Source organism: Aquibacillus koreensis (assembly GCF_025154055.1).
Classification (GTDB): domain Bacteria; phylum Bacillota; class Bacilli; order Bacillales; family Amphibacillaceae; genus Aquibacillus_C; species Aquibacillus_C koreensis.
Map to the genome: position 1 here is coordinate 47,635 of NZ_JAOALK010000008.1, position 22,529 is coordinate 70,163.

The window sequence follows — 22,529 nt, forward strand, 5'->3', positions numbered from 1 at the left end:
AGACATGAGACTTATAAACGTTTTAGTTGTTGATGATTCTGCATTTATGCGAAAAATGATCTCAGATATCTTACACTCTGAACCAAGTATTCGTGTAATTGGAACAGCGAGAAATGGAAGCGATGCATTAGAAAAGATTAAAGAGTTAAAGCCTGATGTCATTACCTTAGATGTGGAGATGCCTGTAATGGATGGTATTTCCACATTAAAACAAATAATGAAACACCATCCACTTCCAGTTATTATGTTATCTAGTTTGACGAAAGCTGGTGCAGACAAAACGATGGAATCGATTGCACTTGGTGCAGTAGATTTTATTGCGAAGCCTTCTGGATCCATTTCGTTGGATATAAAAAAAGTCCAGAAAGAAATAGTTCAAAAAGTACTAGAAGCTGCTAACTCTAAGGTTCAACCCAGTAGCTTAATAAAGAAAAATCATAAACCAATTAGATCGATGCGTCAACAACCAGGTCGTATATCTGAGCAAATTTTAGTGGGAATTGGTACCTCTACAGGAGGACCTAGAGCACTACAACAAGTAATTACTAGATTGCCAGAGGATTTTCCTGCGCCTATATTAGTTGTGCAGCACATGCCTCAAGGATTTACGAAATCATTAGCACAACGATTACATTCTCTTTCTCAAATAACTGTTAAAGAGGCTGAACATAATGAAGCCTTACATAAAGGTACTGCTTATATTGCGCCAGGTGGGTATCAACTAAGAGCAGTAAAAAGGGGAACTTCTTTGTTTGCGCAAGTAACGAAAGAAGAGCCTAGAAATGGTCACCAACCATCTGTAGATGTTCTTTTTGAATCATTGGCTCACTTAAACACGTATCAAATTCACACTATTATTATGACAGGAATGGGAGCAGATGGCTCTAAAGGAATTCAATATTTAAAAGATAGAAAAAGTGATACATTTATTATCTCAGAATCTAAAAATACAGCCGTTGTGTATGGTATGCCTCAGGCAGCTGCGAAAACAAGGTTAGTAGATGAGGTAGTAGATTTACATGAAATAAGCGATGTACTCATTAACCAAATAAAATCCAGGGGTGATAAAATATGGAAATGAACGAGTATTTAGAGGTATTTATCGAGGAAAGCAAAGAGCATATCCAACGTTTAAATGACCACCTCCTTATTCTAGAAAAAGATCCAACAAACATGGATACAGTTAGTGAAATATTCCGATCAGCCCATACCTTAAAAGGAATGTCTGCGACAATGGGGTATCAAGACTTAGCAAACCTAACACATAAAATGGAAAATGTGCTAGATGCAGTAAGAAATCAAAAGCTTGTGATCGATTCAAATATTTTAGATGTTGTGTTAGATGCAGTAGATCAGTTAGAAGCAATGGTTGTAGATATTGCTAGTGGTGGTGATGGTAGTCGTGATGTTGAATCACTAGTTAGTCAGTTACAAGCAATTGAGAATGGAGAAGATACACCAGTTGTAGAAACTAAAAAAACAGGTGAACATCTTTCTCAGACAAGCAGTTCAAGTGAAAGCGCATTTGATAAACTAGACGAATTTGAGATGACCGTACTACAAGAATCAGAGGAAAAAGGATTCTCTAATCTAGAAGTTCATGTAAAGCTCCAAGAGGGTTGTCTATTAAAGGCTGCACGCGTGTATATGGTATTTGAAGTATTAGAACAGGTTGGGGAAGTTATTAAGTCTTCACCTAGTGTTCCAGATTTAGAAGAAGAAAAGTTTGATTTTGATTTTACTGTTTTATTAGTGACGAAAGAAACAGAAGATCACATCAATAAAAGGATTATGAAAGTTTCAGAAGTAGAAAGTGTGGAGATCAAAGCTTTCTCAGTCACCGATTCCAGTTCAAGAACTACCGACACTCCTAAAGAAGGCAGTGATAAGCAAACTGGCACCGAAGTAGCAGCTACGAAAGAAAAAACGAATGATAAAATCCAGAACAACAGTAAAGCAGTAGTAAGTAATAAAACTATTCGTGTCAATATCGATCGTTTAGATGGACTCATGAATTTATTTGAAGAACTAGTAATTGATCGTGGTCGCTTGGAACAAATAGCTGCCAATTTAAAACATGGAGAGCTACAAGAAACAGTAGAACGCATGACCCGAATTTCAGGAGATTTGCAAACGATTATTTTAAATATGCGAATGGTTCCAATTGAATCGGTATTTAATCGTTTCCCAAGAATGATTAGACAACTAGCAAAAGATTTAGGAAAACAAATTAACTTAGACATTGTAGGTGCGGACACGGAATTAGATAGAACTGTTATTGATGAAATCGGAGACCCACTTGTTCATTTGATTCGTAACGCGTTAGATCATGGAGTTGAATCTCCAGAGGATCGTATAGCAAAAGGTAAGCCTGCCGAGGGCAATTTAGAATTAAAAGCCTATCATAGTGGTAACCATGTCTTTATTGAGATATCTGATGATGGTGGCGGGATTAATAGAGAAAAAGTTCTTAATAAAGCGGTATCAAGTGGCGTTATTTCTAGCGATCAAGCTGATATGCTAACTGACAATCAAGTATATCAATTAATTATGGAAAGTGGATTTTCAACAGCAGACAAAATTTCCGACGTTTCCGGACGCGGTGTCGGTCTAGATGTAGTAAAAAATACGATAGAGTCGCTTGGCGGTAGTATTTCCATTGATTCACAGTTTGGAAAAGGTACAGTTTTTTCTATACAGTTACCATTAACGTTGTCAATCATTTCTGTTTTATTGGTCGAAGTTCAAAAAGAGAAATACGCGATTCCATTGTCTTCTATCATTGAAACTGCAATCGTTAGCAAATCTGAAATATTGAATGCACATAACAAGAAGGTAATTGATTTTAGAGGCAAAGTAGTGCCACTTGTTTCGTTGAAAAATGTATTTGATGTACCTGAAACGATGGAGGATGACGAACTATCTTCTGTTGTAATTATTAGAAAAGGAGACAAAATGGCTGGTTTAATTGTTGATACCTTTATTGGACAACAAGAAGTAGTTTTAAAATCTCTAGGAGATTACTTAACAGGTGTGTTCGCCATCTCAGGTGCTACAATTTTAGGTGATGGACAAGTAGCCTTAATAATTGACCCGAATGCTTTAATTAAATAGAGGAGGTAGGAACATGTTAGAAGTTAGTGAACAAAACGTAAAAGCCATTGTTTTTGAACTGCAAGACGAGGAATATGCAATATCCGTGAAAGAAGTTAGTTCGATTGAACGCGTGCAACATATTACAAGAGTTCCTAGAGCAGCTTCATTTGTTAAGGGTGTTATCAATTTACGTGGTGTTGTAACACCAATCATTGATCTAAGAAAAAGATTTGGAATGGAAACGATCGATTTCACGGATAGTACGCGAATCATTATCGTCAATATAAATGGAATGGAAGTTGGTTTAATAGTAGATGCTGCCTATGATGTAATTGACATCTCACATGACGCAATTGAGCCTCCGCCAGAGGTAATTGGTACAGTAAATGTAGATTATATTGAAGGCGTTGCTAAACTAGATTCGCGATTACTAATGTTGTTAAAAATCGAAAAAGTATTATCTGAAAAAGAAAAGAAAGAGTTACAAAGTGTGGAAGGATAACTAAACATGTCATTTTTTGAAAGTCTATCGAACTATCAATTAGATATATTAAAAGAAATTGGTAATATCGGTTCAGGAAATGCTGCCACTGCATTGTCCAAACTATTGAATCGAAAAGTAGATATGAAAGTACCCGCTGTCCGCGTCGTTGATTTTGATGAGATGATGAATATGGTAGGTGGACCAGAAGTAACTATTGTATCTGTTTTCTTAAGAATCCAAGGAGAGGCTCCAGGGAGTATGTTTTTTGTACTAACGCCCGAGGAAGCTGAGACTTTTGTACATCAAGTAACGGGAAGTGAGCAATTTTCCTTGCAAACCCCTCCGTTTGAAGAGATCGGATTGTCAGCATTGCATGAAGTCGGCAATATTTTAGCTGGGTCTTACTTATCTGCACTATCTGACTTTACTTCGATTAACATGCAACCTTCTGTTCCATCTCTTCACATGGATATGGCTGGTGCAATTCTCATGCAAGGTCTTGTAGAGATCTCGCAAGAAAGTGATTACGCAATTATAATTGATACAACCATTAATGAACAGGATAACAAGAACGAAACGATACAAGGTCACTTTTTGTTACTTCCAGACCCTGATTCCTTTAAGCGGATATTTGCAGCCTTAGGAGTCAAAGATTTATGATTACTACAGAAACTGTTGTAAAGGTAGGAATTGCAGATTTAAAGTTCGCAAAATCACCTGGGATTTTGCGAACGTCTGGATTAGGATCTTGTGTAGGCGTTGTCGTGTACGACTTGTCTTCAAAAATTGCCGGTATGGCGCATGTGATGTTACCTGACTCTACACAATCTAGGCGTGATGATTTTAATGAGCTAAAGTATGCTGACACTTCCATTGACCGGTTAGTTTCGGAAGTTATGGAACAAGGTGGAAGAAAATTTGCGCTTAAAGCAAAAATTGCTGGTGGGGCACAGATGTTTTCATTTTCTTCCACGAATGACATGCTTAGGGTCGGTGCGAGAAATGTTGAAGCAGTATTAAACGCTTTAGCTAACTATAGAATTCCCATCTTAGCACAAGATGTTGGAGGAAATAGTGGAAGAACGATTGAATTTTATCCTGAGACAGGAAAGTTAAAAATAAGAACAGTTAATCAAGGTGAGACGGAACTCTAACTAACAAGAATGGGCTAGCAACCAGAAAAAACACGAGGTGATTTTTATGTCTAATATCTCCTTTACCCAAGATAATCTATGGGGTGAATGGATGAAAGAAAAAAATAATGATACAGCTAATCAAATAATTGAAAAACATTTTTATTTGGTTAATTACCACGTACAGAGAATTGCTGCTCATTTACCTAGTAGTGTTAGTAAAGAGGACTTAAGAAGCTTGGGCTTGTATGGTTTGTACGATGCACTTGTGAAATTTGATCCTAATCGTGATCTTAAATTCGATACGTATGCCTCTTTCAGAATACGAGGTGCCATCATTGATGGGCTTAGAAAAGAAGATTGGTTACCAAGGTCTGCTAGAGATAAAGCAAAGAATTTGGAAAGAGTTTCGCAAGTCCTTGAACAAAAATTGCATCGACAACCTACAACTAATGAATTAGCAAGTGAACTAAACTTATCCACATCTGAAGTGGAGGAAGTAATAAAAGACAACCTGTTTGCTAACTTACTATCCATCGAAGAAAAAACGAATGACTCAAAAGATGAATGGAAAGAAGGCATAGGCTATACGTTGCCCGATAACAAAAACCCTCTTCCAGAAACTCATATTATTATGAATGAGAACTATCAAGACCTTGAAATAGAAATAAAGCAACTGAACAATAACGAACAAATGGTTATTAGTTTATTCTATAAAGAAGAGTTAACTTTTACTGAGATAGGGCACGTCTTAGAACTTACAACATCAAGAATCTCACAAATTCACAAGCAAGCAATTATCAAACTAAGAAAAAGCTTGTCTCGGTTACACGAACGATAGAATTAATGGGAAAAAATTAAGTTCAAGCCATTTTGATAGTAAAGGGGGATATGGCTATGGGTAATATACATGACATATTTAATTTAACTATTTCAAAAGATTCAATGACAGTTTCAATGGATAAAAAGGGAGAATTTGAGCTTCAGATTTTTGATGAAGACACGGTTCAAAACTTTTTAGACGATCACAAAATTGTCTATGGTATAGACGAGACGGTAGTCAAACAATTGACAGAAGCTAGTTACGATATGAATGTTTTCCCTGTTGTCATAGCAAAAGGATTGCCACCGACCCACGGAAAAAATGGAGAAATTCATTTTATAGATGGGCATAATAACGTCATTAGCCATGAAGAAAAGCAAAACTTTCGGGATGTATATAAAATACCTTCTAAGAAAAACGGGGAAAAAATAGCGTACATTACGAAACCTACACTTGGAGAAGTTGGATTTAATGTTTATGGTAAAGAAGTACGTCAAATAAAAGGAAAACATGTAAAAGTTAAAGCAGGCAAGCATGTTGAATTTGTTGAATCGGATGCTACGTACTATGCACGTGCGGATGGCCAATTGAGTGTTAACGATAAGTTCATACATGTTTATCCTACTTATGAAGTTGCAGGGGATCTATCATTAAAAACTGGGAATATAGATTTTGTTGGTTCTATTACAATACGTGGTAGTGTTCCTGCTGGATACACAGTAAAAGCTGCCGGAGATATTCATATTCATGGATTAGTTGAAGCTGCCTATATTGAAGCAGGTGGTAGTATTTATATCTCTGAAGGAATTGCTGGTTTAAAGAAAGGCAAAGTAATTGCTGGACAAGATGTGAAAGTTGGCTATATTAATCAGGCAACGGTTGAAGCCGGACAGGACTTAATTGTTCAAAATTCAATTATTCATAGCCATTGTGTCGCACAACAAAATATTACTTGCCAAAATGGTAATATTATAGGTGGTATATATTCAGCAGGGAAACTGATTACGGCTAAAGATATCGGAAATAAGATGTACACGAAAACAGAGCTATCTTTAGGGGTAAATAGTAAGTTGAGGGAAAAGGAAAAAGCCTTACATAAACAAAAAAAAGACCTTTTGTCTAACAAGAATAAATTGCAGCAACTTGGTGATAGCTTAAAGTTAAAAGAAAAAACTTCTTCCGGAATTTCTTCTAAAGAAAGAATTATTTTATTAAAACAGAGACGTGCGATGGAACAAACAGAAGCACAATTAGAAGAGATTGAAAATGAACTTAGTGAATTACAAGTTTCAATTGGAAACTTAGAAGAAATGAAGTTACTCGTAAAGGGGATAATGTACCCTAATGTAGACGTATCGTTTGGTAAATATAAAAAGTCTATTACAAAAGAATATAAATTCACGCAAGTATATATGGACGACCATGAGATTACGATTCAATCACTTTAAGACGATAAGGAAGTGATCCTATGAGTTGGAAATCGGTAGAAATGCAAGTCGCACTCCCTCGTACACAAGATGTTGGAAAAGTACAAGAACAATTACACCAAAGAGGCAAAGTTATGCAAGAATCACTTGCAAGTAATCAGCTTGTAACAGAAGACTTAAAAAGAAAAAAAGTAAACGATTCTGAACAAAAAGACCAAGTTAAAAATAAAAAACAAGAATCAAATTCGCAATATTCTACTAATAATATTAAATCCAACCATACAGAAGAATCAGACCTACGATCCAAACACCCGTATTTAGGTAAACAAATTGACTATAATGGTTAAGAGGGATTACATGATCTATTTTTTACTATTTATGAGTTTCTTACTTCACATTGTATCTTTTATTCTCATAAAGACATTTAGGGATAAGCTTAAAGAAGTCGACCAATTAGAAACGACACAAAAACAAAATGTCAAGGAAATGGAAGATTTGCTAGCTGTTTATTTATTAGAAATTAAAGATGAAAATGAGAAGTTAGTAAAAGTTCTACAAGAAAATGAGCATGTGCAGCGTAAGGAAAAGAAAAGGCAACCAATTTCCTCACATGTTAAAGAGGATATGTATACTGTGGAAGACAGGGAACAAAAGGAAGCAGACAATACGCTACAAAATGTTGAACGGAAAACGACAAAACGCAAAGAAGAATACAACGATTACAACCCTCCGATTGATAGGATGGAACAACAAGATGTGTTGGAGCAATCAACATCTGCAAAGGTGATGTCCTTATATGAACAGGGTAACTCTGTGGAAGCAATTGCCAAAAAGCTTGATTGTGGCAAGACGGAAGTAGAACTATTGTTAAAATTTCATCGAAAAAACTCATAAAATTGCTTGATTGCACGAATTGCATATGGTATATTAGTTTTTGGTGTTAATCACACACGTTTGTGGATTATGTGAGAGGTGCTAGCCCGTTGGTTAGTTCTTACGTAAAGATGAAGCAGGCGGAGGGTCAAAAACCAATTTATTAGGAGGAAACAAACAAATGGCAGTTATTTCAATGAAACAACTACTAGAAGCTGGTGTACATTTTGGACACCAAACTCGCCGTTGGAACCCGAAAATGAAAAAATACATTTTCACAGAGCGTAACGGCATCTACATCATCGATCTTCAAAAAACAGTTAAAAAGGTTGATGAAGCATACAATTACGTGAAGGAAGTTGCTGCAAACGGTGGTACTATTCTTTTCGTTGGTACAAAAAAACAAGCACAAGAGTCTGTTAAAGAAGAAGCGATCCGTTCTGGTATGTACTTCGTTAACCAACGTTGGTTAGGTGGAACATTAACTAACTTTGACACGATTCGTAAACGTATTAATCGTTTAAAAGATATCGAGCGTATGGAAGAAGACGGAACTTTTGAAGTACTTCCTAAGAAAGAAGTTGTAGGACTTCTTAAAGAAAAAGAACGTCTTGTTAAATTCCTTGGTGGAATCAAAGACATGAAGAAAATCCCTGATGCGTTATTTATTATCGACCCACGTAAAGAGCGTATTGCGGTAGCAGAAGCACACAAGTTACACATTCCTATCGTTGGAATTGTTGATACAAACTGTGATCCTGATGAGATTGATTATGTAATTCCAGCTAACGATGACGCAATTCGTGCTGTGAAACTTCTTACTGGTAAAATGGCAGATGCTATTTTAGAAGCAAAACAAGGTGAAGAAGTTACAGAAGAAGCTCCTCAAGAAGCTGAAGCAGTACAAGAGTAAGAAAAAGGTTAAAGGTGATAAGAGGGGAACCTTTTATCACCTTTTTTTAAGAAGCTATTGATTGGAAGATTTATAGATGGGTGCATGGGGTACCATATGTAAGAGAGAGAATCTATTAGCACTTGAAAAAGTGTATGTATTTTCATAAATCTTCCACAATAAGTAAGAGAATAATACATATTCAATAAGGAGGAAATTAAAATGGCAGTAACAGCACAAATGGTTAAAGAACTACGCGAAAAAACTGGTGCAGGTATGATGGACTGTAAAAAAGCATTACAAGAAACGGATGGTAATATTGATCAAGCAATTGATTACCTTCGTGAAAAAGGTATTTCTAAAGCTGCTAAAAAAGCAGATCGTATAGCTGCAGAAGGTTCTACGCACATTGAAGTAGACGGAAATACAGCAGTATTATTTGAAATGAACTGTGAAACTGACTTCGTAACTAAAAATGATCAATTCAAGAATCTACTAGGAGAGCTTGGAAAACACTTAGTTTCTCAAAAGCCAGCGTCTGTTGAAGATGCATTACAACAAAAACTTCATGGTAACGGTGAAACACTTGAAGAATTCATTAACTCAAATATCGCTAAAATTGGTGAAAAGCTTTCCCTACGTCGTTTTGTAATTGCTGAGAAAACAGATAATGATGCATTTGGTGGTTACATCCATATGGGTGGTAACATCGGCGTATTAACTACTTTAGAAGGTTCAACTGATGAAGCAACTGCGAAGGATATTGCGATGCACATTGCTGCTGTTAACCCTCGTTTCGTGTCACGTGATGCTGTTTCTGAAGAAGAAGTAGAAAAAGAACGTGAAGTATTAAAAACACAAGCATTAAATGAAGGTAAGCCTGAAAAAATCGTTGAGAAAATGGTTGAGGGTCGCTTAGGCAAGTTCTTTGAAGAAATCTGCCTATTAGAGCAAGGGTTCGTTAAAGATCCAGATCAAAAAGTGAAAAAAGTAGTGGCGGACAAAGGTGCAACGATCAAAGGATTTGTTCGTTATCAAGTCGGTGAAGGTATCGAAAAACGCGTGGATAACTTTGCTGAAGAAGTAATGAGCCAGGTGAAAAAATAATAAACAAGTACGCACTTCTAGTTACCTTTAATGATTTAAATTGGAAGGTGCTATAGAGAGATTAGATTTATACAAGTAGGGGACACTGAGTGTTCCCTTTTGTATAACCTGGTAGAAAAATGTAAAATAGAAATGGTTATAAAATTAATTAGCACCAAGTGATAAGTTGAAAGGCTTATTGTATAATAAATTACATAAGTGGAGGTAATTATGACAACTACTAGCTACCGTAGAATCGTGTTGAAATTAAGTGGAGAGGCTTTGAGTGGGGAACAAGGTTTCGGTATTGAACCTAAAGTTATTCAGTCAATTGCTTTACAAGTAAAAGAAGTAGCAGAGCTTGGAATAGAAGTGGCTATTGTTGTTGGTGGCGGTAACATCTGGCGTGGTAAAGTCGGTAGTGAGATGGGTATGGACCGTGCAAACGCTGATTACATGGGGATGTTGGCGACGATTATGAACTCTTTAGCTCTACAAGACAGCTTAGAAAACTTGGGTATTCCGACAAGAGTTCAGACTTCCATTGAAATGAGACAGGTTGCAGAGCCATATATTCGACGTAAAGCAATCCGACACTTAGAAAAAAAACGTGTAGTGATCTTCGCTGCGGGAACAGGTAACCCTTACTTTTCTACAGATACAACTGCTGCATTACGTGCTGCTGAAATTGAAGCTGACGTTATCTTAATGGCTAAGAATAATGTAGATGGCGTTTACACTGATGACCCTAAGATAAATAAAGACGCGACAAAATATAACGAGTTGTCCTATTTAGAGGTATTAAATGAAGGTTTAGGCGTAATGGATTCTACGGCTTCTTCGCTATGTATGGACAATGATATACCTTTACTTGTATTTAATGTTACGGAAGAAGGGAATATCAAACGAGCTGTAATTGGTGAAAAAATCGGAACAATTATAAGGGGGAAATAACATGTCAGAGCAAATAATAAATGATGCAAAAGCAAAAATGAAACAAGCTATTCAATCGTTCTCTAAGCAATTGGCTACGGTGAGAGCTGGTAGAGCTAATCCTGCCATATTAGACAGTGTTTATGTTGACTATTATGGAGCTGCTACGCCTTTGAATCAATTGGCTACGATCTCTGTACCTGAAGCTAGATTATTGGTGATTACACCATTTGATAAGTCCTCAATATCAGATATAGAAAAAGCGATCCAAAAAGCTGATTTAGGATTATCGCCGTCCAGTGATGGTAATGTTATCCGTATTAATATCCCAGCTCTTACAGAAGAAAGACGTAAAGAATTAGTAAAAGTAGTAGGGAAATATGCAGAAGAGTCAAAAGTTCAAGTTCGAAACGTACGTAGAGATGCCAACGATTCACTTAAAAAGTCAGAGAAAAATGGCGATCTTACAGAAGATGACTTACGTGCCTATCAAGATGATGTACAACAGGAAACGGATAAACACATCACGGATATCGATAACCTTTCTAAACAAAAAGAAAAAGAAATTATGGAAGTTTAACTCTAGAACATGTAAAATAATGATTAGAAAACTCGGCATTCGCATCATCTATTAGCGAATGCCTTCGTTTTGTAATTGCTATTTAGAAGCGAATGAATAGTTAAATGTGGTAGTATAAAGGAAGACCCTCTTCAACAAGGGGGTTTTTACACATCATTATGATGAAATTAATGTTGAACTACGATGTGAAACTTACTATTTAGGTTTTGCCCTTTTGGAGGAAATGTTATGCGAAGGATTAAACTTCCTTTTTTAAAACGAAAGTCAAGAAATACAGATCAAATAAATAATATCGTTAAATCTGATAATTTACCTAAACATGTGGCTATAATAATGGATGGTAATGGAAGATGGGCGAATCAAAGAGGATTGCCAAGATTTGCTGGCCATAAAGAAGGTATGGACAACGTTAAAAAAATTGTGAAGGTTGCAAATAAACATCATGTTAAAGTGTTAACATTATATGCTTTTTCTACTGAAAACTGGAAGCGTCCCAAACCTGAGATCGATTATTTAATGAAATTGCCAATTGAATTTTTAAATACATATTTACCCGAGTTAATTGAAGAAAACGTTCGTGTACAAACCATTGGTGAATTTGATGTACTGCCAGCACACACAAAAAAAGCTGTTCAATCTGCAAAAGATCGAACAAAAGATAATAATGGACTTATTTTAAATATAGCTCTGAACTATGGAAGTAGATTTGAGATCGTCCAAGGAATTAAGGAAATGGTACATGACTTTGATCAAAAAGGCGAGAGCATAGATAACCTTACCGAAGAAATGTTCTCCGAGTATTTATATACTAAAAAATTAGGCGATCCTGACCTTTTGATAAGAACTAGTGGTGAAATTAGGTTAAGCAACTTCTTATTATGGCAATCAGCCTATACGGAATTCTGGTTCACTGATTCTTTTTGGCCGGATTTTAATGAATATTTATTTGAGAAAGCTTTAATCGATTATCAAAACAGAAAACGCCGATATGGAGGCATCTAGGGTGTTAAATTTATGAAACAAAGAATAATTACAGCAGTTATAGCCATACTTTTATTTTTTCCTTTCGTTTTTTATGGAGGTTGGCCGTTTGAGGTAATCATGTATATTATTGCTACGATTGGAGTTATAGAATTGTTCCGAATTCGACAAACAACAAGCTATCCAATCCCGGCTTTTATTACATTGTTGTTATTGTGGTCACTTTTATATAAAGATGAATACGTATTTTTTATTACAAAGACTGAAATGACGCTAATGGTCGTTTTGTTATTACTTTCTTATACCGTATTAGTTAAAAATAAATTCACATTTAATGATGCTGGTTTTTTAGTGTTGTCTGCCGTATATGTTGGCCTTGGCTTTCATTACTTCATGGTAACTAGGGAAGCCAATGATGGGTTAACTTATATTTTTTATGCCATTGTCGTGATCCTCGCAACGGATACAGGTGCATACTTCTTTGGACGAGCGTTTGGAAAGCGAAAGCTCTGGCCTGAGATTAGTCCAAATAAAACAATAGAAGGAGCACTTGGTGGTGTGCTACTTGCTTGTGTAGCAGCTTTTTTCTTCCACATGTTTTTCCCATTAGATAAACCTACGATCATAGTCATCCTAGTTACAATAGTAGCTTCAGCATTCGCGCAAATAGGTGACTTAGTGGAATCCGCCATAAAACGTCATTATGACGTGAAAGACTCTGGAAAGATCTTACCAGGTCATGGAGGAATTTTGGACAGGTTCGATAGTTGGCTATTTGTTTTCCCATTATTGCATTTTATTCATTTTATATCATAGGATGAATTAAATATAGGAGTGTGACATATGAAGAATATTACTCTCTTAGGGGCAACAGGTTCTATTGGAATACAAACATTAGATGTAATAAGACAGCATAAAGACTTATTTAATCTCTATGCTTTATCGTTTGGTAGAAATGTTGATAAGGCTGTCCCTATTATCAACGAATTCAATCCTAAAAAGATTGTTGTTCAGGACCAAGAAACAAAGAAAAAGTTAGAATTATATGTACGTAATCAGGATATACTGGTTGGCAGTGAGGGCATGATAGAGATCAGTATAGATACCTATACCGATGTTCTGGTAAATGCGGTTATGGGTAGTGTTGGTCTGCAAGCGACCTTACAAGCAATTCAAAATAAGAAACAAATTGCGATTGCGAACAAAGAAACGTTAGTAACAGCAGGTCATCTTGTCATGGAAGCTGCGCGTATTCATAATGTCACATTACTTCCTGTCGACAGTGAACATTCTGCTATTTTTCAATGCTTAAACGGAGAAAATCAAAAAGAAGTTAATAAGATTATTATTACTGCTTCTGGTGGAAGTTTCCGAGACAAATCTAGAGAAGAATTACAAGATGTTACAGTTGAAGATGCGCTGAATCATCCCAATTGGAGCATGGGTTCTAAAATTACAATTGACTCAGCAACGATGATGAACAAAGGTTTAGAAGTTATCGAAGCGCATTGGTTATTTGATGTTCCTTATGATCAAATTGATGTGGTGCTACATAAAGAAAGTGTTATACATTCCATGGTTGAGTTTAACGACAATAGTGTTATTGCTCAGTTAGGTACTCCGGATATGCGCGTACCAATTCAATATGCTTTAACTTATCCTGCTAGACTACCTTTATCTAATTCAAAGAAATTAGATTTAGTTGAAATCGGAAAACTTCATTTTAGTCAAATGGATTATGTTCGTTTTCCTTGCTTGAAAATGGCCTATGACGCTGGTAGGGAAGGTGGAACTTTGCCTACCGTCTTAAATGCAGCGAATGAGGTTGCGGTTGATCTGTTCTTGCAAGGGAAGATGTCCTTTGTATCTATTGAAAAGCTTATAGGGCAAGCTTTAGAGCAACATGTGACGATACCTAATCCAGATTTAGAAACTATTTTAGGTGTAGATCGCCAAACGCGATTAGAAGTTGAGTCCTACTTTAATAAAGACTTGGTTAATAAAATATAATAACTCATTAGATAAGACAAGACATTCATATATGTTATTAAGTTGAGTTACTAATAGTTGATATTGAGTTAGGATACAGAGTGGAAATTAGAAGGAGAGTGCTATCTTGAACACCATAATTGCATTCATATTCATGTTTGGTTTACTCGTGTTTGTGCATGAGTTTGGTCATTTTATTTTTGCGAAAAAAGCAGGCATGTTAGTCCGTGAATTTGCTATTGGATTTGGTCCAAAAGTTTTTTCATTTAAAAACAATGAAACCCTATATACGATTAGACTACTTCCACTAGGGGGATATGTAAGAGTAGCTGGCGAAGACCCAGAAATAATTGATTTAAAGGCTGGTCAACATATTGGTCTTGAATTTAATAATGACGGAAAAGTAAATAAAATTATTGTAAACAACAAATCCAAACACCCCAATGCCAGAGTGATAGAGGTAGAGAAAGCTGATTTAGATCACCAATTAATCATTGAGGGCTATGAAGTTGATGAAGAAGAAAGAGTCTCTTTTAGAGTTGATCCAAAGGCAAACTTTGTCATGAATGAGACAGAGACTCAAATTGCTCCATATGACCGTCAGTTTGCATCTAAAACTGTCCCACAACGTGCGATGCAACTCTTTGCTGGACCAATGATGAACTTTATATTAACTATTGTAATTTTCGCTATACTTGGATTTATTCAAGGGGTTCCTGCAGATAATGCCTTAATTGGTGGGGTTCAAGAAAATAGTCCGGCTTCTGAAGCAGGTTTATTAGCAGGCGATGAAATCGTCAAAATTGATGAGACATCGATTACGAAATGGGAAGAATTTCAACAAGTTGTTCAAAATAGTCCGGAGCAAGAGCTTTCTATGGTCGTAAATAGAGGTGGAGAGCAAGTAGAATTAAGTGTCGTTCCGAGGAGTCTGGAAACGCAAGATATGGTGATTGGACAAATTGGTGTTCAAATTGATTTAGAAAAATCTTTCATAAAAGCCATTCCCTATAGCTTTGAACAAACCTATGAGTGGTCTAAGTTAATTATCGTTAACTTATCAAAATTGGTTACGGGACAATTTTCAATAGACATGCTTTCAGGGCCTGTTGGAATCTATGATGCAACAGATCAAGTTGTTCAAACTGGCTTCTTAAACTTCTTATCCTGGACTGCAATGCTAAGCGTAAACTTAGGCATAATTAACTTGTTACCATTACCAGCTTTAGATGGTGGTAGATTGTTATTTGTAGGGCTTGAGGCAATAAGAAGAAAACCAATCGATCCGCAAAAAGAAGGCATCGTTCATTTTATTGGTTTTGCCTTGTTAATGCTATTAATGATAGTAGTAACATGGAACGATATCCAAAGATTACTTTTCTAAGGTAAATTATCAGGAATTTTTAAGAGGTGAAAGAGGATGAAACAAAGTCAAACATTATTACCTACACTAAAAGAAGTGCCTGCGGATGCAGATATTAAAAGTCATCAATTATTACTGAGAGCAGGTTTCATCCGTCAAACCGCTTCTGGTGTGTATAGTTTTTTACCATTAGGTAAAAAAGTACTGCGTAAAGTAGAGGAAATTGTTAGAGAAGAAATGGATCAGGCTGGAGCGAATGAAATGTTCATGCCAGCTTTGCAACCAGTAGAGTTATGGAAAGAGACTGGTAGATGGGATAATTTTGGTCCGGAACTCATGCGATTACATGATCGTCATAATAGAGAGTTTGCACTCGGTGCAACGCACGAGGAAGTAATTACAAGTATAGTAAGAGATGAGATAAATTCTTATAAAAAACTACCTTTAATGCTCTATCAAATTCAAACGAAATTTAGAGATGAAAAAAGACCGAGATTTGGATTATTGCGTGGAAGAGAATTTATCATGAAGGATGCATATTCTTTCCATGATTCATTTGAAAGTTTAGATGAATCATACGCAAAGATGTATCAAGCGTATGGAAATGTCTTTAGAAGATGTGGTCTTAATTTTAGGGCCGTAATAGCTGATTCTGGTGCTATGGGTGGTAAAGATACCCATGAATTTATGGTGCTTTCTGAAGTTGGTGAAGATACGATTGCTTATTCTGATACATCAGATTATGCAGCGAACATAGAAATGGCACCTGTTATTTCTGAATATGTTAAAAAAGATGATTCGTCAAAAGCACTTGAAAAAGTGGAGACGCCAAATCAAAAAACGATGCAAGAAGTAGCAGACTATCTTGGACATGAGTTAGCAGAAGGACTAAAATCACTGATGTTTAAGATCGATGAAAAGTTTGTTCTGGTTATTACTCGCGGTGACCATGAGGTAAATGATATAAAACTAAAGAATTACTATAATGCGGATCATGTAGAATTGGCGACCGAAGAAGAGACCAAGTCTTTAATCGGTGCTGGATTTGGATCACTTGGTCCTATAGGTGTTAGTGATCAAGTAGAAGTTATTGCAGACCATGCTGTTAAATTTGCCGTTAATGTATCTTGTGGTGCAAATGAAGATGGTTACCATTATGTTAATGCTAATCCTGATCGTGATTTCACTATTGATACTTATGCAGATCTTCGGTTCATTAAAGAGGGGGATCCTTCTCCTGATGGGAATGGAACAATTAAATTTGCTAAAGGTATTGAAGTAGGGCATGTATTTAAATTAGGGCAGTTTTACGCTAAAAAAATGGGTGCCTCCTATCTAGATGATCAAGGAAAATCAAATACGATGGTTATGGGATGCTATGGTATTGGTGTATCAAGAACATTAGCTGCTATAGTAGAACAATTCCATGATGAGAAAGGTATTACATGGCCACAAGCTGTTGCACCATTTCATGTCCACTTATTAACGATTAATGCCAAGAAAGACGACCAAAGAGAATTAGGAGATCAGTTGTATGAAATCCTAAAGAATGCAGGAATTGAAGTCTTATACGACGATCGAAAAGAACGTGCTGGTGTTAAGTTTGCTGATAGTGACTTAATCGGAATTCCTTACCGAATAACGGTAGGGAAAAGAGCTGAAGAAGGATATGTAGAGTTTAAACATCGTTCAACAGGAGAGCAAATAGAACTTCATCAGTCTGAACTTATTAAAAAACTAAATCAGTTTATGGAAAATAATGCATAAGTAATTTTGTGTAGGATGAAGTAGAAATATGTACATTTTTCCTTAACAGTAATTAAAACCCTTGTCGAATTCATTAATGACAAGGGTTTTAATTAATAGTAGAATAGTAAAATGAGCAACGATATTGAATAAAGAGACACGGTTCTGGGTACGGGGAGGAACTTATATGGACATATCCAGCAACGAGAAATTAAGTTTACTACTTAATCAAATCGGCATAGAAGATAATTATAAAGACACTCATTTTAAAAATGGGTCTCTACAAAAACTAGAAGTATTTAAAAAAAGCAAACAATGGCATTTTCATATAAAATTAGAGAATGTTCTGCCAGCGATTGTATATCGCGAATTCACTATGAAATTAACAGAGGCCTTCTCTCAAATTGCAACAGTTAATTGGACGATTTACACAAATGATAAGCAGTTAAAAGAAGATGATGTTTGTGATTATTGGCATCATTTCATTTTTTCTTTAAACGATTTATCGCCAGCATATCGGGATTTAGTTCGTGAGCAAAAGCCTCGAGTTGACGGTAATAAGATTATGTTAACTGCTAGAAATGATGCGGAAGCTAATGCACTTAAAAAAAGATTAGAACTTGCATTCAAAGACTATTGTTCCCAAGTTGGAGCTATGACGTACACTTTGTCTATTGATGTAAAAACAGAAGTGAATGATTTGGAAAGGTTTAGAGAGCAAAAAGCTATGGAAGACCAACAACTGGTTCAGAAAGCTGTTAAAGATAAAGAAGAAAGGTCGAAGCAGAAAACGGATGATGTTCCAGAAGGACCAGTTTCAATTGGCTATAATATCAATGATGAACCTGTACCGATGAAACAAATTGAAGAAGAAGAAAGAAAAATGGTTGTACAAGGTTATGTATTTAACGCAGAAGTTCGTGAATTAAGATCCGGAAGATACTTACTGATGTTGAAGGTTACGGATTATACGGATTCTTTCTCCATTAAGATGTTTTCTAAGGGAGACCAGGATGCGGATAAATTCAAACAACTGAAAAAAGGTATGTGGATCAAGGCGCGAGGTAGTGTTCAAACGGATACTTTTACAAATGAATTAACCATCATGGCAAACGATATAAATGAAATAACACCTGAAGTAAAACAAGATAAAGCTCCTGAAGGGGAAAAGCGAGTAGAACTACATGCACATACGACAATGAGTCAAATGGATGCGGTTGTATCAGCATCCAGACTAGTAGAACAAGCAGCAAAATGGGGCCATCCAGCCGTAGCGATTACAGACCATGCCGTTGCACAGTCCTATCCAGAAGCATATGCATCAAGTAAAAAGCATGGGATTAAAATACTGTATGGTGTAGAAGTCAATGTTGTTGATGATGGCGTACCTATCGCATATAACGCTTCTGATGTACAACTAGAAGATGCCACCTATGTTGTATTTGATGTGGAAACTACAGGGCTATCAGCGGTATATGATACAATTATTGAGCTAGCAGCTGTAAAAATTAAGGGTGGCGACATCATTGATCGATTTGAATCTTTTGCAAACCCACATCATCCTTTATCACAAACTACCATAGACTTAACGGGTATTACAGATGATATGGTGAAAGACGCACCGGAAGTGGCCGAAGTGTTAAAAGATTTCCACACGTGGATGGGTTCTGATATCTTAGTTGCACACAATGCGAGTTTTGATATGGGTTTTCTAAATGAAGGGTTTAAAAAGATTAACTATGAAATAGCAGAGAATCCTGTTATCGACACGTTAGAATTAGCAAGATTTTTATTTCCAGATTTAAAAAATCATAGACTTAATACCTTGTGTAAAAAGTTAGATATCGAATTAACTCAGCACCACCGAGCTATTTATGATGCAGAAGCGACAGGCTATTTAATGTGGAAGTTAGTTAAATTAGCTTTTGAAAAAGAGATATTTAATCATAATCAATTCAACAAGCACATGGGAGAAGGGAATGCATATCAACGTGCAAGGCCTTTTCACGCAACCTTATTAGCCCAAAATGAAATAGGCTTAAAAAACATCTATAAATTAGTATCCATTTCGCATATTGACTATTTTTATCGTGTCCCAAGGATCCCGAGATCAGTTTTACAGGAATATCGCGAGGGGATTTTAATTGGTTCGGGCTGTGATAAAGGTGAAGTATTTGAAACGATGATGCAAAAATCACAAGATGAAGCAGAAAAGGTAGCTGCTTTTTACGATTATATTGAAATACAACCACCATCTAATTATTATCATTTAATGGATAGAGAGTTAGTCCAAAATGAAGCGCAGATATACGATATTTTGAAGAAAATTGTAGAAATGGCAGAACGAATTGGTAAGAAATGTGTCGCAACAGGAAATACACATTACCTCGATGAAAACGATAAAATTTATCGTCAAATTTTAATTTCTTCACAAAGTGGTAATCCATTAAGTCGACAAACTTTACCGGATGTTCATTTTAGAACTACAGATGAAATGATAGCTTGTTTTCATTTTTTAAGTAATGAAAAGGCAAAAGAAGTAGTTGTAACAAATACACAATATATAGCAGATCAAATAGAATCGGTGAAACCAGTTAAGGATGATTTATATACGCCTAACATAGATGGTGCGGAAGATGATATTAGGGAATTAAGCTATAGTTTCGCTCGTAATGTTTATGGCGATGATTTACCTGAAATTGTGGAAAAAAGAATTGAAAAAGAATTAAAAAGTATCATTGGTCATGGATTCGCCGTAATCTATTTAATTTCTCATAAATTAGTGAAAAAATCACTAGACGATGGATATTTAGTTGGTTCTCGTGGATCTGTAGGATCTTCCCTAATCGCTACACTGACAGAGATCACGGAAGTAAATCCATTACCACCACATTATGTTTGTCCGAGTTGTAAAATAAGTGAGTTCTTTAATGATGGGTCAGTCGGAAGTGGATTTGATTTGCCTGATAAAAGCTGTCCTAATTGTGGTTCTAATCTTAAAAAGGACGGACAAGATATCCCGTTTGAAACTTTCCTTGGATTTAAGGGGGACAAGGTACCTGATATCGATTTAAACTTCTCTGGTGAATATCAGCCGATCGCCCACAATTATACAAAAGTACTATTTGGAGAAGACAATGTGTATCGTGCAGGTACAATAGGTACAGTCGCAGAAAAAACTGCATATGGATATGTAAAAGGTTATGCAAGCGACCATCAAATGCAGATTAAAAATGCGGAAGTAGATAGACTTGTACAAGGTTGTACTGGTGTGAAAAGAACTTCAGGACAGCATCCAGGTGGGATTATCGTAGTTCCGGATGATAGAGAAATTTATGATTTTTCACCGATACAGTTTCCTGCGGATGATCGAAACTCTGAATGGAAAACAACTCACTTTGATTTCCATTCGATCCATGATAACTTGTTAAAACTTGATATACTTGGACACGATGATCCAACTGTGATTCGTATGTTACAAGATTTAAGCGGGATTGATCCGAAGACAATTCCAACTGATGATGAAGAAACAATGAAAATCTTCGCAAGTCCAGAAGTGTTAGGAGTCACAGCCGATCAAATTATGTGTAAAACAGGTACATTAGGTGTACCAGAATTTGGAACAAGATTTGTTCGTCAAATGTTAGAAGATACGAAACCCAAAACGTTTGCTGAACTTGTCATCATCTCAGGGCTTTCTCATGGTACAGATGTTTGGTTAGGTAACGCACAAGATTTAATTAATAACGGTATTTGCGGTTTACCAGATGTAATCGGGTGTCGTGATGATATCATGGTTTATCTAATGCACAAGGGGTTAGATGCATCACTGGCCTTTAAAATTATGGAATTTGTAAGAAAAGGCAAAGGATTACAAGACGAGTGGATCGATGAAATGAAAAAAAATAATGTGCCAGATTGGTATATTGATTCTTGTAAGAAAATTAAATATATGTTCCCAAAAGCACACGCTGCTGCGTATGTTCTAATGGCAGTTCGGATTGCCTATTTTAAAGTCCACCATCCAATCTTTTTCTATGCTGCCTATTTCACCGTTCGTGCAGGCGACTTTGATTTAGACACAATGGTAAAAGGATCAGTTGCTATTCGAAAGAGAGTTGAAGAAATCTTACTAAAAGGTAACGATGCTTCACCAAAAGAGAAAAACTTATCTACTGTACTTGAGCTTGCTTTGGAGATGAATGAAAGAGGATATAAATTCCAAAAAGTAGACTTGTACAGATCAAGTGCCACTGACTTTATTGTCGATGGTGATACATTGATACCACCATTTAACGCAGTAGATGGTTTGGGAACAAACGCCGCATTAAATATTGTCAAAGCAAGAGAAGAAGGAGAGTTTTTGTCGAAAGAAGACCTACGTGAACGTAGTCGTATTTCTAAAACTGTCTTAGAATACTTGGATAACCATGGTTGTTTAGAAGGCATGGAAGACAAAAACCAATTATCCTTATTCTAAAGAAGATTGCAGGTTAAACCGTCTATAACGGTTAGCCTGTTTTTCTTTAACCAAAAGACTAATATTACGCAATATCCATAGACTACGACATAATGCAAAGATGATGAGGGAATACAACGCAAGCGGTCATGGGGTACCTTATTTTCTTGTATTTGACCAATTTTGAATCTGAACGGCCATACAGTACGCTTTTTAATAATATGCCATCAAAATCGATGAAATTAGGGCAAATAACGGATCTTGTGACCTCGAAAATTTAGTAATTTTGAATAATAGCCAAATAACGGATCTCATGACCGCCAAGATTACTTAGAATTCTGAGCGGCTATGAGAGACCTTATTTTCCTATTTTAGGCCAATTTAAAATCTAAGCGGCTATACAGTGCGCTATTTTAGTAAGATGCCCACGTAATCAATGAAATCAGCGCAAATAACGGATCTGGTAGCCGCTAAAATAATATAAACTAAGATTTCAGACTAATAACGGATCTCATAGCCGCGAAAATCGACCATAGATTAGCGGCTGCTATAGTTACTGCGCATTTTACATCAACTGCGAATGAAAATAATATTAACGTACTATTTATTTTGTGTGATACAAAAGGTATGTAAATAGTGATATTGTTGCATAATATTTAATCCT

Annotated in this window: 19 protein-coding genes; all 19 read left to right on the forward strand. The window is 36.1% G+C overall.

Going from position 1 to position 22,529, the window contains the following annotated elements; translation table 11 throughout:
- Positions 1-4 precede the first annotated feature (4 nt).
- The 19 genes from NYQ66_RS01955 (at position 5) to NYQ66_RS02045 (ending at position 21,886) form a co-directional block, all read left to right on the forward strand.
- Positions 5-1,081, forward strand: coding sequence for a protein-glutamate methylesterase/protein-glutamine glutaminase (locus tag NYQ66_RS01955; RefSeq protein WP_259866283.1), 1,077 nt, complete (start codon positions 5-7; stop codon positions 1,079-1,081).
- On the forward strand, positions 1,072-3,114 hold the full coding sequence (locus tag NYQ66_RS01960; RefSeq protein WP_259866285.1) for a chemotaxis protein CheA: 2,043 nt from the start codon (positions 1,072-1,074) through the stop codon (positions 3,112-3,114). The genes NYQ66_RS01955 and NYQ66_RS01960 overlap by 10 nt, the downstream gene beginning before the upstream one ends.
- Before the next feature lie 13 nt (positions 3,115-3,127).
- Complete coding sequence (locus NYQ66_RS01965) at positions 3,128-3,598, forward strand: chemotaxis protein CheW (RefSeq protein ID WP_259866287.1); 471 nt, start codon at positions 3,128-3,130, stop codon at positions 3,596-3,598.
- A gap of 6 nt (positions 3,599-3,604) precedes the next feature.
- Positions 3,605-4,240 (forward strand): chemotaxis protein CheC, encoded by a 636-nt coding sequence (locus tag NYQ66_RS01970; protein WP_259866290.1) that lies wholly within the window; start codon positions 3,605-3,607, stop codon positions 4,238-4,240.
- Positions 4,237-4,734 (forward strand): chemotaxis protein CheD, encoded by a 498-nt coding sequence (locus NYQ66_RS01975; protein ID WP_259866292.1) that lies wholly within the window; start codon positions 4,237-4,239, stop codon positions 4,732-4,734. The genes NYQ66_RS01970 and NYQ66_RS01975 overlap by 4 nt, the downstream gene beginning before the upstream one ends.
- A 46-nt stretch (positions 4,735-4,780) precedes the next feature.
- Positions 4,781-5,554, forward strand: a complete 774-nt coding sequence (locus tag NYQ66_RS01980) for a FliA/WhiG family RNA polymerase sigma factor (protein WP_259866294.1) — start codon at positions 4,781-4,783, stop codon at positions 5,552-5,554.
- 56 nt (positions 5,555-5,610) lie between these two features.
- The gene (locus NYQ66_RS01985; RefSeq protein WP_259866295.1) at positions 5,611-6,984 is read left to right on the forward strand and encodes a DUF342 domain-containing protein; all 1,374 of its coding nucleotides are present in this window, start codon (positions 5,611-5,613) and stop codon (positions 6,982-6,984) included.
- Between the two features lie 20 nt (positions 6,985-7,004).
- Positions 7,005-7,310 (forward strand): hypothetical protein, encoded by a 306-nt coding sequence (locus NYQ66_RS01990; RefSeq protein WP_259866298.1) that lies wholly within the window; start codon positions 7,005-7,007, stop codon positions 7,308-7,310.
- A gap of 10 nt (positions 7,311-7,320) precedes the next feature.
- A complete protein-coding gene (locus NYQ66_RS01995) occupies positions 7,321-7,857 on the forward strand; it encodes a hypothetical protein (protein ID WP_259866300.1) in 537 nt (178 codons plus the stop codon).
- Positions 7,858-8,017: 160 nt separating this feature from the next.
- Entirely contained in the window at positions 8,018-8,749 is a 732-nt protein-coding gene (rpsB, locus tag NYQ66_RS02000) for a 30S ribosomal protein S2 (protein WP_259866302.1), read from the forward strand.
- Between the two features lie 201 nt (positions 8,750-8,950).
- Positions 8,951-9,835: a translation elongation factor Ts gene (tsf, locus tag NYQ66_RS02005; RefSeq protein WP_259866306.1), complete on the forward strand. Its 885-nt coding sequence runs from the start codon at positions 8,951-8,953 to the stop codon at positions 9,833-9,835.
- A gap of 210 nt (positions 9,836-10,045) precedes the next feature.
- Positions 10,046-10,768 (forward strand): UMP kinase, encoded by a 723-nt coding sequence (gene pyrH / locus NYQ66_RS02010; protein WP_259866308.1) that lies wholly within the window; start codon positions 10,046-10,048, stop codon positions 10,766-10,768.
- 1 nt (position 10,769) lies between these two features.
- Complete coding sequence (frr, locus tag NYQ66_RS02015; protein WP_259866310.1) at positions 10,770-11,327, forward strand: ribosome recycling factor; 558 nt, start codon at positions 10,770-10,772, stop codon at positions 11,325-11,327.
- A gap of 228 nt (positions 11,328-11,555) precedes the next feature.
- Positions 11,556-12,329 carry an isoprenyl transferase gene (locus tag NYQ66_RS02020; protein ID WP_259866312.1) on the forward strand — a complete coding sequence of 258 codons (774 nt, stop codon included), beginning with the start codon at positions 11,556-11,558 and terminating at the stop codon, positions 12,327-12,329.
- A gap of 12 nt (positions 12,330-12,341) precedes the next feature.
- Positions 12,342-13,124: a phosphatidate cytidylyltransferase gene (locus NYQ66_RS02025; RefSeq protein WP_259866314.1), complete on the forward strand. Its 783-nt coding sequence runs from the start codon at positions 12,342-12,344 to the stop codon at positions 13,122-13,124.
- A 27-nt stretch (positions 13,125-13,151) separates the two neighbouring features.
- Positions 13,152-14,318 carry a 1-deoxy-D-xylulose-5-phosphate reductoisomerase gene (dxr, locus tag NYQ66_RS02030; protein WP_259866315.1) on the forward strand — a complete coding sequence of 389 codons (1,167 nt, stop codon included), beginning with the start codon at positions 13,152-13,154 and terminating at the stop codon, positions 14,316-14,318.
- Positions 14,319-14,424: 106 nt separating this feature from the next.
- Positions 14,425-15,681 carry an RIP metalloprotease RseP gene (gene rseP / locus NYQ66_RS02035; RefSeq protein WP_259866318.1) on the forward strand — a complete coding sequence of 419 codons (1,257 nt, stop codon included), beginning with the start codon at positions 14,425-14,427 and terminating at the stop codon, positions 15,679-15,681.
- Between the two features lie 36 nt (positions 15,682-15,717).
- Positions 15,718-17,427: a proline--tRNA ligase gene (locus NYQ66_RS02040; protein WP_259866320.1), complete on the forward strand. Its 1,710-nt coding sequence runs from the start codon at positions 15,718-15,720 to the stop codon at positions 17,425-17,427.
- Between the two features lie 166 nt (positions 17,428-17,593).
- The gene (locus tag NYQ66_RS02045) at positions 17,594-21,886 is read left to right on the forward strand and encodes a PolC-type DNA polymerase III (RefSeq protein ID WP_259866321.1); all 4,293 of its coding nucleotides are present in this window, start codon (positions 17,594-17,596) and stop codon (positions 21,884-21,886) included.
- Positions 21,887-22,529: the final 643 nt, after the last annotated feature.